At 46.1% G+C, this 11985-nt stretch carries 7 protein-coding genes; 5 read left to right on the forward strand and 2 right to left on the reverse strand.

Translation table 11 applies throughout. The features are described from left to right. Positions 1-17 precede the first annotated feature (17 nt). On the reverse strand, positions 18-1391 hold the full coding sequence (gene pdxR, locus BK120_RS20825; RefSeq protein ID WP_076269428.1) for a MocR-like pyridoxine biosynthesis transcription factor PdxR: 1374 nt from the start codon (positions 1389-1391) through the stop codon (positions 18-20). A gap of 116 nt (positions 1392-1507) precedes the next feature. Here pdxR and BK120_RS20830 point away from each other — a divergent pair, with 116 nt between their 5' ends. The 4 genes from BK120_RS20830 to BK120_RS20845 all read left to right on the forward strand — a co-directional run bounded on the left by BK120_RS20830 (position 1508) and on the right by BK120_RS20845 (position 7054). Beyond that, positions 1508-2452, forward strand: a complete 945-nt coding sequence (locus BK120_RS20830; protein ID WP_076269429.1) for a DMT family transporter — start codon at positions 1508-1510, stop codon at positions 2450-2452. 103 nt (positions 2453-2555) lie between these two features. Beyond that, a complete protein-coding gene (locus BK120_RS20835; protein WP_076269430.1) occupies positions 2556-3836 on the forward strand; it encodes a DUF445 domain-containing protein in 1281 nt (426 codons plus the stop codon). Beyond that, complete coding sequence (locus tag BK120_RS20840) at positions 3837-5171, forward strand: DUF445 domain-containing protein (protein WP_076269431.1); 1335 nt, start codon at positions 3837-3839, stop codon at positions 5169-5171. It abuts the gene before it with no gap. 233 nt (positions 5172-5404) lie between these two features. Beyond that, on the forward strand, positions 5405-7054 hold the full coding sequence (locus BK120_RS20845) for a response regulator (protein WP_076269432.1): 1650 nt from the start codon (positions 5405-5407) through the stop codon (positions 7052-7054). A 114-nt stretch (positions 7055-7168) separates the two neighbouring features. On the opposite strand, the gene BK120_RS20850 is transcribed toward BK120_RS20845, so the two are convergent. Further along, entirely contained in the window at positions 7169-9904 is a 2736-nt protein-coding gene (locus BK120_RS20850) for an alpha-mannosidase (RefSeq protein WP_076269433.1), read from the reverse strand. A 253-nt stretch (positions 9905-10157) separates the two neighbouring features. On the opposite strand from BK120_RS20850, the gene BK120_RS20855 reads away from it, so the two are divergent. Next, positions 10158-11963: a cache domain-containing sensor histidine kinase gene (locus BK120_RS20855; RefSeq protein ID WP_076269434.1), complete on the forward strand. Its 1806-nt coding sequence runs from the start codon at positions 10158-10160 to the stop codon at positions 11961-11963. The last annotated feature ends 22 nt before the right edge of the window (positions 11964-11985 follow it).

Below are 11985 nucleotides of genomic sequence, written 5' to 3' on the forward strand. Positions count from 1 at the left end.
TTCTCGGCTGGAGAGATTCAATTCATTAGGGCTTTACCAATGCGCCGGACGCCCTCATAAATTTGCTGATCATCCAAATGCCCGTATCCAAGCAGCATCCGGTTATTCGGCAGCAAGGCCGCAAATACAGACGCTGCTTCCAACCGGTTTATTAAATCTTCCGGCAGCTGCGCATCAAACTGAGCGACCAAATGCAAACCAGCTGCTCGTCCACATATGTGGTAAGGCAGTGTAATTTGCTCATGTAAAGCATCAAGCAGCAGCTGGCGTCTCTTTTTGTACAACTTTTTCATTTTTAAAATATGAGCATTAAGCGATCCGCTGTTCATGAAACGAATCAAAGCGAGCTGCTCAATCATAGGCGTTTGATAGTCAGACAGCCGCTTAAGCTGACGACAGGACTCGATTAGCGGTTCAGGGACAATCATATAGCCGATTCGCAGCGAAGGAAACATGACTTTGCTGAAGGTTCCAATATAGACAACCTGCTTAGGACATAAGCTTTGGAGTGAATGGATAGGAGCACCGTCATATCGGAATTCGCTGTCATAATCATCTTCGAGGATATAGCTGCCGCTTTGGCGGGCGTATTCGACTAATTCAATCCGCCTTTGTATCGGTAAAATGCCGCCAAGCGGGAATTGATGAGAAGGTGTGACATAGATGCATTTTGGCCGCAGGTTTACGGGAAGCTTGTGGGTTAATAGGCCGGAATCGTCAACGGGAACGCCATGTAGCGCGGCTCCTGTAGAGGTTAATATCGTCTTTAAATCTACATTGGACGGATCTTCGACTAAAACATCTTCCCCGTCTCTCAGCAGCAGCTTAACGATCAGCTGAAGCGCCTGTACCGCACCGTTTGTAATTATAATTTGTTCGGGATTGCTGACGACTCCTCTTGAAATCCACAGCTGTTTAGATAGCAGACGACGCAATTCCAAATCACCGGACGGATCGCCATAACCTAATTCAGCAATAGAGGAATCCATGCATACACTTTGCAAAATAGAGCCCCATTTTTTCGTCGGAAAAAGATTCAGTGCTGGCAGGCCTGTTCGAAACGAGATGAAATCGAGCTCTGATGTGTTCGTCGATTCTGCTAATGAAGCGGGTAATGGTAACGGTGACGCCTTCGTGAAGCCAAGCAAGCAGGCTCCTTGAGCGACATAAGTTCCTGCACCAGAACGGCCTGTTATGTATCCTTCAGCCAATAAAAGCTCATAGGCTTCCAAAATCACGTTGCGTGAGACATGAAGCTGCGAGGCAAGCTCTCTAGTAGATGGAAGCTTGTAGCCAGCAGGCAGCTCACCCGAGAGAATAGCACCTTGGAGTGAGTTGAAAACCTGGCGAAACATAGGCAAATTCGCTTGTCTATCGATGGACAGCCACAAAATATCCAGACTCCTTTGGAAGTGGTACTTTGAAAATGCCTGTTTAATGGCACTACAACCAGTTAACGACCCTTTGCTACAGTATACATGAAACAAAAGTAGAGGGGTTGCTGAATGTGAATCATTCTCGTATTATTGCGTATGTTGAGCTGACCATTGCCGCTATTCTCATCGGAAGCTCCATAGTAGCCGGCAAAATAACGACGATGCAGATGCCGGTTTTTTTGTCACAGGCGATTAGCTTAGTCATTGCTTTATTGCTGTTAATTCCGATTTTGATGCTAAGCGGCAAATCCTCGCTCCGAGTCGGGAGAAAGGATTTTTTATTTTTACTGCTGCAAGCGTTTCTCGGAATGTTTTTATTCCGCGTATTCATGCTGTATGGCCTGCGGACCGCGCTCGCAACGGAAGCTGGTATTGTGACGAGCTTAACGCCGGCGGTCGTTGCTTTCCTTTCATATATGATTTTAAAAGAAAAATTAACGAATCCGATTAAAATAGGCATCATTTGCTCCATACTGGGTGTTGTTAGCATTCAGGTGCCAGGATGGCTGATTCCTTCCTCTGGACCTCCATCAAAAGCTTCGTATATTGGGCTTTTGCTCATTTTAGGCGCAGTTGTTGGGGAATCGATGCTTACGATCCTGCGCAAAATGACTGCAAGCAATGTCTCTTCACTGCTTGGGACAACCTATGTAACCTTGTTTTCATTCATCATGTTTTTGCCTATTGCGCTTGTCGAGGCTAAACAATACGATTTCAGCAGTGTAACTGTTGGCGATATCGGCCTGTTGTTTTATTACGGTATTTTCGTTACCGCTTTGGCTTATATATTATGGTTTCGCGGTGTTTCCAAAGTGAGTGCGGGAACAGCGGCTGTCTACACAAGCTGCATTCCGCTTAGCACGGTGCTTCTATCCTACGGCATTTTAAACGAACCTTTCTCATGGTCTCATCTCGTAGGCGGAGCGTTTGTTTGCTTAGGCATTTGGCAAGTTTCTAAGAGCGATTCATTCGTGTCTCGGAAGCCAAAAAAAAGCCCTAAAAGCAGCAGCGCTTAATCCTTACAAAGATCAATTCTCTGTTTATAGAAACTCCATTGTTTCACACCCTATACATATGGGATAATTAATGTGGAACGATCATCAGGAATGGAGCTTGTGTATGAACAAATTCAGTATTAAGAAAAAAGCGGATTTCGCGCTTCTTTTCTCAGCGATCGGAATATTGGCGGCTTTTCCCTTTCATGAAACATTTATTGGCGGCCTGTTATTTTCCTTATTTAGCGCTGCAACGATCGGCGGACTGGCGGATTCCTTTGCAGTTAGCGCATTGTTTGGAAATCCTTTGCAAATAAAGTGGCCGGTCTGGATGGGAACCAACATCATTTCTCGAAATCGTGAGCGCTTGATTGGCGAGCTTGTCCAAATGGTTCAAAATGAATTGTTAACCATCCCGAATATTAGGGAGAGGCTTGATGAATACAATATCGCAGACGTTTTAGTCACATATTTGAAGCAGCACGGCGGCGAACAGGGTGTGAATGACATTTTGCAGCAGCTTGCGGATGATGTAATTACGACCATTGATTTGCAGGAACTGGCCAAAACCGTTCAAACCTTCCTTCTCGAGCATGCCGATTCGATTCCTGTAGCAGACATTGCTGCCGATGCTGGCGATTGGACCATCAAAAATGGTTACGATGATCGGATTATTGAGTTTATCATTCCGGAGCTTATCAAAATTGTGAAATCGGCGCCATTTGGTGCTGTTGTCGGCCAAATCGTCGATTCAGCCATTCGTTCCTACGAAGGCGATAAGTTTAGAAGGAAGCTGATCGATTTCTCCGCAGGGCTGGAAGCGGCAAATATTAGCGGACGATTGCAGGAGTGGCTGGTATCTTTTCTACAGAAATTTCATGCTGAAGACCACCCGCAGCGCAAGGAAATCAAAGCTTTTATTGCGCAATTTGTTGCAAGACTGCGTACGGATGAACAATTGCGCAGCCGAATAGAAGCGGGGAAAACAACGCTTCTGGCATCTGTTAAGGATGAGCTTAAGCTCGATGCGTTCATCCAGCGGGGACTGGAGTCCATTCGACTCGCTGCGGCTTCAAATACAGAAGGCCAGCAAGTGCGCTATCCTTGGATCAAGGATAAAGTGGAAGAAGGAATAGCATTTGTAGTGGGTAATACAGAGCTGCTTACTCGACTGGATCAATACGTGAAGACGACGCTGCTGAAATGGGTGGAGCAGAAGCATTCTTTTATCGGCAAAATGGTAACTGACAAGCTGAACAGCTTCTCTGAAGAAGAGCTTATCGAGCTGGTTAAGGAGAAAGCGGGACGCGACTTGCAGTACATTCGGATTAACGGAATTGGTATCGGAGCGCTTATCGGCGTAGTCCTGCATCTAGCGACGTTTTGGATTGGAGGGCGAGCATAAATGGCTATGAGAAAAAAAGCAAACCGCAGCTTAATATTGCTTGCCGCCTTGTTCGTCATTGCGGCTTGCTGCTTATATGTCTTCCCAGACCAGTGGTGGGCACGGATGCTGCTCTACACGACCGAAGCGGGGCTCGTTGGCGCATTAGCTGATTTATTTGCTGTAACGGTTTTGTTCCGCCACCCATTTGGGTGGAAGTGGATTCCGCATACAGCGATCATTCCTAGAAATCGCGATAAGCTGATTGAAGGCGTCGCGAATATGGTCGAGCAGCAGCTGCTCAGCAAAGATTTGTTAAAGGAAAAGGTAAAGCAAATATCGCTTGTAGAGATCGGCATTTCATGGATCGATCGCCGACCAAACGGCATGCTCGCTGAGCAAGGCTGGACGCTGGTGGCTGGTCTGCTTGCCAAGCTGGATATTAAAGGTCTATCCGTCATTTTGGATGAGAAAGCACGGAAAAGCTTAGGCAAGATCAGCTTGTCGCCTTATGCGGGCAAAGCGCTCAAATGGGTGATGGCTAAAGGCAATTTCCAAAGCTGGGTTAGCCAGATCGTTGAGTTTGCAGCGGCGCGCGCAGCTGAAGAACAAACCAAGGTTGTCATTCGTGAGCTGCTTGGCAAGGAGAAGGAAAAGTTTGTAAATCAAGGCAGTATCTTCTCCAAGTGGCTCAAAAAAATGGCAGTGGAGATCGCTGAATCAACGAATGCACTGAATCTCGACGATGCTACAAATGTGCTGTTTGACGATTTGCAGCTGCTCATTAATGATTTGCGAAATCCTGAGCATGAGCTTCGTGTTTTACTGGAGGAAATGGTGCTGCAGCTTGCCGACAATTTGCAGCACCGCGAGGATGTTTCGGCTGCTGTTGATGAATGGAGAGATGAAGTGATTGAGAAGATCTCGTTGCTTCCTTCTATTGAAGCTTTGCTAGGCAACTTTAGACAGCTGCTGATCAGCGAACCGAAGCAGCAGCTAGCCTCGCCGCAGAAACATTCCGTCAATCCATCCGATATTAAGGAGCTGATTAATCAGTTCATTATGTCATACTGGGAGTGGTTCAAAGCGAACGAGGAAACGAAGGGCTGGCTGGAGCAATACGTGCAGAAATTTGTGCAGAAGATGATTGAAACCGAGCATGCAATTATCGGAATCATCGTACGCAAGACACTTGATAGCTTCACAGAGCAAAAGCTGGTGCATTTCATCGAGAGCAAGGTCGAGACCGATCTGCAGCGTATTCGTTTGAACGGAGCTTATATAGGCTCAGCGCTCGGAGCGGCATTTTATATTCTGCTGTACGGAGTATACGAGCCGATTTTGAACTTGTTATAACACGAGAAGCAGCTGTTTCCAGCAGGTTTTTGAGACCTATTGGAACAGCTGCTTTTACTTTTGAGTGAGCTTGTCTTTGGGCGATCGTACGCAGGTGCATTCGTTTATTTAATACTACACCATAAAGTTTGCAATTACCCCCGTGTAATCCGAAATACAGTCAGGTAGTATGTAGATAGGTAATGATTCCGTATTGAACATCTTTGAAAATGCATGAAGGGGAAGGTGAGAGGATGCTGCGTGCTTTAATAGTGGACGATGAATTTGAAATCCGCGAAGGTTTACGTAACCGCTTTCCATGGGAAACATTCGGAATTGATGAGGTACTGGTGGCTGATGATGGAGATACGGCATTAATGATTGCACTCGATATGAGACCGGATCTTATCGTCACGGATATTAAAATGAATCGGATGTCGGGGCTGGAATTTCTTCGTTCGTTGACTACCGTTGAAAATTATAAACCGGAAGCGATTGTTGTAAGCGGGTATGATGATTTTGAGCTGGTGAAGCAGGCGATACAAATCGGCGTTATGGACTATATCCTTAAGCCGATCAATTTGGACGAGCTGACCCAAATCGTTGAAAAAACGATGGATCATATCCACCGAAAGAGAATGGACCAGCATAATGAGCAGCAGCTTATTAATCAAGTGAGGTTCGCGATTCCAAAAATGCGCGAGGAGCTGCTCAGAGAAATGATTGAGCAGGACTATGATCCTTACCGTGAAGCACGGAGAAGACATCGCTTGCAGACTTTGAATTTGGAGTGGATAGCGAATCAGCATATGACGCTTGTTGTTGTGGAAGCTGATGATCTGAAAGCAATCGAGAATCGCCATACGAAGGAAAAGGATTTAATATTGTTCGGAATCGGCAATGTGGTCAATCAAACGCTGGAGGAAGATTATCCTCATCCCTTTGCGCTTTGCATGGACAGCAGCAATCGATGGATTGTCATCTTCAGCTGCTCGCGGCCAGAGCATGCGGAGCTGAGCCGGGGCATGGCGCAGCTTTGCTTACAGCGAATCAACGATTTTGTTAAGGTGAAAGCAAGCGCTGGCATGCGAACAACACCTTGCACGTTTGAAAATCTTCATGAAATGTATGCGGAAGCGATAAACGTATTGGAGCAAAAGGCTGTATACGGAGGCAATCGATTATTTACGGAGCAGGGTTTATTTTATGAGGGTGACGGGAGTGACTTGTCGCTTAGCGAGCCTGAAGAAGTGCTCGATCTCGTGAAGTATGGCACAGATGAGGAAATTACAGCAGCGATGGATCGATTTGTCGAGATGGTACAAGCCTGGCGTCTCAATCAATTGCGTGACATTCAGCAAAAAATATTCGAATGGCTGTTCGAAGTGTTTCGCAGAGCAGCGGCGGCAGGTGTTCCAAACAAAAATTTGGGCAGCAATCCGATCGCGGTGTGGGAGCTATTAGAGCAATACGATACATTGCAGTCGCTGCGCGTGCAAACAGAGCTGTTCCTTCTTGCAATCGCAGCAGATTTCCGCAAGCTGTCCAATACGCCGAGCCAGATCGTTTATGAAGCGGAGAAAATATTGCAGAGGGATTATGCCGAAAGCTTAACTCTTCAAAGTGTTGCAATGGCCGTTCATGTGACGCCGGTATGGCTGAGCAAGCTCTTTAAGAAGGAGAAACGGAAAACCTTTTTGGAATATTTGACAGAAATACGGATTGAGAAGGCGAAGGAAATGTTAGGCGACATCAAATACAAAGTGTATCAAATCTCATTTCAGGTGGGGTATAAGGACCCGGTGCATTTCTCGAAGCTGTTCAAAAAGCAGGTCGGCTGCACGCCGAAGGAATATAGACGACAAAGAGGCATTGCAGACGAAGAGCCAGCTATGCCACACTAATGATATGAAAATTTGCACTCAGCAAGAAGCATGAAGAGGCAGACTCCTAGGTGAAAACGGCATAACCTTGGGAGACTGCTTCTTTGCATTTTATCTTTTAATTTTTTGATTTGGTTATTTAGAAGCAGCGGCTAAACCAATCGTTACGATTTTGAAGCCTTCGACCTGAACGCTGTTTTTGATCTTATTAGCACTATCGTTCTCCATAATGTCACTTACATAGGATTCAGACGCAGCGCTTGGATGAATAGCTAAGCTGGTCGTGGATTCTGCTAAATTGTACCACCTTGCCATGCTGTCGCCACGCTCCTCGTTAATCTTTAGGCTGGAGAAAGCGAGCTGGTCACCATTCCATTTGAGGAAATCACAAGCAGGAGCGAGCTCGCCATCATGCAATCCAGCTGCGATTGCCGTAACGGGTATAGGGAAACGATAGGCTTCGCGATAAGCGGCAAAACGTTCTTCAGCGCTGCCGTAAGGAATGATCATCCATTCGGCTTCATTTGTACCTAAGCACTGCGCTTCAGGCGTATGAAATACACCCCAATCGCCAAGCTCTCCGACGGAGCGCAGAAGGGTTACAGCGATCGTATTTCTGCCATCTTGAAGCACTTCATATTCATTTAAGCCTTTGCCTGCAATCGTGAGGCCTCTATGCTCGCCGTGCACGTCAATGAACGTCTGCATATGCTGAGCATTGCTCGGATTTTGCCATTCCTTTGCAGGAACGTTTTGACGTTCAGCGACCTCGAAGATTGAATCTGCAAAGTGTGTGGATGCAGCAACATCCGAAGGTAGAAGCACGCGCAACCTGTGATCTTGCGATTGATTTTCAATACGCGCATGGACTTGAACACCTTTGCCCTCACGTTCCAGACTAACTAGTGTCACAATTTCTAGCGGCACAAGGGAAGACGATCTGCCAGCCTTCCGCTGCCGGAATTCAACCATTGTGCGGATTTCTTCTGCTAGAAGATCATCTGCCCGTGCAGGTATAGCAAGGTGATGAGTGATTTCAATGGCTGCTCGGTAAGGCGAATCTTCAACCACTCGAATTTCGGCTTTGCTGCCCTTAGTCGTGATCGGCAAGTCGCCGACTGGCTGCTTGAAAATATATTCATTTCCAATATCGCCTACATTCTCGTAATGGCCAAGATCCGAAAACAGCTGCTGGCTTTTCTTATCATAAACTGTAAAACTTCCGTCTTCCTCTATCGTCAATGTAAGACGAGCATTTTCCAGTGTTCGTTCACTAGTCACTAATGAATGGCGATTCTCGCTGGAAGTTTTAATCTCATTTTGACATGGTATCCAAGCAAAAGATTCATATCCCATCGAAGGCAATATGCCGGTCTCAAAGGTCAGACGCAGTGCACGAGCCATATAGGGCTGCCGGAATTTATCATTTGGCAGTTCATAGCAGAAGCGAACGCCCAAATCATGAGCAGTAAAGTCGATGCGTTCACCGCTGCCGTTCACCAAGTACCCTTCGGCGTGCGTTCGATCTTGAACCTGCTTAGCAATGGCAACAGGATCTTCGCTTTGATCGAAGAAACGGTGCGACCATTCGATCTCGAATTGGTGGACTGACGAGCCTTCATAGCCGCTTGAGTTAAAGACGATGAAGGGAGCAGCTGACTCACTGATATTGGCAAAATGACTTGTATTGACCTTAGCGCTAATAAATTTAACGCTCTCGGTCGTTAATGCTTTGCCAACCTCCATGCTTTTGGCAAAACGAGTTTTCATTTCTTGGTACACCTCATCGACACTGCAGCCGCAAATGCTGTCATGCGGATGATTTTGCATCAGTGTCTTCCAGGCATATTGGAATAGACCATGCGGATATGGCTTGCCGAGCTGATGGGCAATGGCAGAGATCGGCTCGGCCACTTTCTCCAGCAGCGTCTGATTTCGTTGATTAAGCTGTTTGATGTAAACACGAGCAGACGCTGTATTAACTAATGAATACCAGCCGTCCGTTTGCTGGCCGCGCAGCTCTCCGCGAGTTAGGCTCAGGTTCGGAGGCTGCTGCGTCTGAACCGCCTTTACATAATCGTCAAAGTTGGAGTGGATGAACTCGTACGCAGGGAACAGCTCTCTCGCAACGCGCAGCGCTTCGGAGAGATTGGTCTGAATGGGCTGATGATCGCAGCCGTTCATAAGCAGCAGCTGCGAGGTTGAAGCATATTGTTCCGCTCGCGCAAGTCGATGCTCCCAGTAAGGCTTTGCTTTGAGGGGATCAACTGGAATCTCCATGCCGTTGTTATACCAATTGGCAAATAGGATGCCTAATACGCTTGAACCGTCGGGTGCCTGCCAGATGAGCTCGGAATAAGGTGACTCAAGGCCTGAGGAATCTTCCACCCGATTGTTGAAGCCGGTTGCTTTCACACCTCTTCCGAACACGGCGGTATCGATGCCTGCTTGTCTTAATAGCTGAGCAGCTTGACCCATATTGCCAAACGAATCTGGGAAATAACCAAGCTTCGAAATCGGTCCATATTTTTTGGCATCCCGATGACCGATTTGCAAGTTTCTTACGTTTGCTTCGCTGCTGGTAAGAAACTCATCCTGCAAAATATACCAAGGACCCAAAGAAAGCTTGCCTTCATCACACAGCTTTTGTATTTGGCTCTGCTTCTCTGGGTACACCTGCAGATAATCATCTAAAATTATCGTTTGACCATCGAGGTAAAAGCTGCGAAAATCAGGATCGGCCTCGAACGTTTCCAGCAGCGTGTCCATTGTCTCAATCAGCTTGACATGATGGGCTTCGTAAGGCATATACCATTCTCGATCCCAATGGGTATGCGAAATGACATGTACCACCCGTTTCGATGCAGTCATCATTGTTCCTCTTTTCGTTGAAAGGTTAGGTATTACGCCATTAGTCTAAAGAATATGCAAGCTGCTCACAATGAGGGATATGCAAACTTTAAGGGGAATTATTATCGCTTTGCCAGGAATGTGGAATTATGCATATCGAAATGCTGTAACAAGCTTAAATTATTTATTGCAAAAGTAGCTCAATGAAGTATATTATCGAGGACAAGTCTACTCCAGTGATGGGGTTAGCATAGTGGAAGGCAGGTGTATACTTGTGAATAAAGTGTCCTTTCGGCTCGCTTCATCCTTTCGCAATCGGATGATTCTCATATTTTTTATGATCATTATCGTTCCGTTTCTGCTTTTTGCATATTATGCGCATATTAAATCGATCGAGGGCATCTCCAATACGAATACGAAAATGTCCATGAGCTATCTTCTTCAAGCAAGAAAAAACTTCGAGATTTATCTGGGCAACTTAAATGATCAAGTTAACGATGTCATCGGAAATAAGGAACTTCAGGATTTATTGGAAACGGAACCATTAAACCAGACAGAAGAGGAAGCGTTTACAGTCAATTTATTGACCGTGCTGTATCATGCTACGTCTACGATTGATGCTTTTAGAGTCAAGGTGTACCCAATCAAGCCAACAGATTATCCATCCTATATGAGAACAATTGATGAATCGGTGCGTATCGGAGACCAGTATTGGTTTCAGCGCTCGAAAGCGACGGTTAGTCCGACGTGGTATCTGACCATGCCCATGCATGGGAAATACGCAAAACCGCTGCTCTCCTATGTGAAGCGATTCTCGGGCTTGTACGATCAAAAATTAAGAGGCATTATTGCGACCGACTTATCCGAGGACTATTTAAGAAGATATTTCTCTCCGTCCGATCAGCTAAAGGATCAGAAGCTGCTGCTCATTAATGAGAAAGGCATCGTGCATTATGATTCTACAGTTAATGAATGGACAGGCAAGGAATTTCCGTCAACAGCGTTAATCTCTTATATGAAGTCGGGTGATGAAGGCTCTATGTCCATTACGATTGAAGGGGAAACCTATCTCGCAACCTATTTGAAGATGGCTAACCATCCATGGACCATCGTCAGCTTGACCCCTCTTCATGAGCTGACGGGTACGATTGATGAAATTAACCGCATGCTCGTAATCTTTTTGATCGGTTATCTTATTTGCTGCATTAGTGTCGTCTTTTATATCACAGCTTACTATACACAGCCTATTGCGCATTTGGTTCGTTTAATGAGGAGGCTGGAGGCGGAAAATCTTCATTACTTGCTGCCTTCGTCGTCCCGCAAGGATGAGGTTGGCTGGCTGTATAGAGGAGTAAGCAATCTTGTTCAGCGTATAGATGGATTGATTAAAGAGGCAGCGCGCTCCGAAAGGAATAAAAAAGCGCTGGAGTTTCAAGTGCTGAGCCACCAGATTAATCCTCATTTTCTATACAACACCTTGGAATCAATTAGGTGGAAGGCGGAAAATCATGGACGCAGCGACATAAGCGAGATGGTATCGGCACTTGGCAATTTGCTGCGGCTCAGTTTAAACCAAGGGAAAGAGATTACGACGCTGCGCCGCGAGATTGAGCAGGTGAAGGCTTATGTATCGATTGAACAAGCAAGAATGGGCAAGGTCGTTCGTATCTTGTATTCCTGCGAGACAGAGACGCTGGATATGCCGTTTCTAAGGTTATTGCTGCAGCCGCTTGTAGAAAATGCGATTCAGCATAGCGTGCGCGACGATTTTGATAAAGGGAAAATTATGATCGCAGCCAGAAAAATCGGAGAGGATATCGTAATCGATATTGTGGATAACGGTAAAGGCATTCCAGCGTCCGTGCTGGAACAGTTGGAGACGGAAGAAGAGCCTAGCGAAAAGTTCTCGCATACGCGCAGAGGCGTAGGGCTTCGCAATGTGAATGATCGTTTGAAGCTTTATTTTGGAGATCGTTACAAGCTTGAAATCAAGACGGGTCCCGAAATTGGAACGACGATAACGTTAAGGCATCCCATTTTGAAGGAAGACCAGAATATCGATTCGATTGGCAATGAGTGAAGCGTGAGTATCAAAGGAGGCA

Origin of the sequence: Paenibacillus sp. FSL A5-0031 (assembly GCF_001956295.1) — a bacterium.
Taxonomy (GTDB): domain Bacteria; phylum Bacillota; class Bacilli; order Paenibacillales; family Paenibacillaceae; genus Pristimantibacillus.

What these genes read in the sequence shown, in the direction of transcription:
- BK120_RS20835 (WP_076269430.1), top strand. Translation starts at nt 2,556, where the DNA reads ATGAACAAATTCAGTATTAAGAAAAAAGCGGATTTCGCGCTTCTTTTC.
- BK120_RS20840 (WP_076269431.1), top strand. Translation starts at nt 3,837, where the DNA reads ATGGCTATGAGAAAAAAAGCAAACCGCAGCTTAATATTGCTTGCCGCC.
- BK120_RS20845 (WP_076269432.1), top strand. Translation starts at nt 5,405, where the DNA reads ATGCTGCGTGCTTTAATAGTGGACGATGAATTTGAAATCCGCGAAGGT.
- BK120_RS20850 (WP_076269433.1), bottom strand. Translation starts at nt 9,904, where the DNA reads ATGACTGCATCGAAACGGGTGGTACATGTCATTTCGCATACCCATTGG.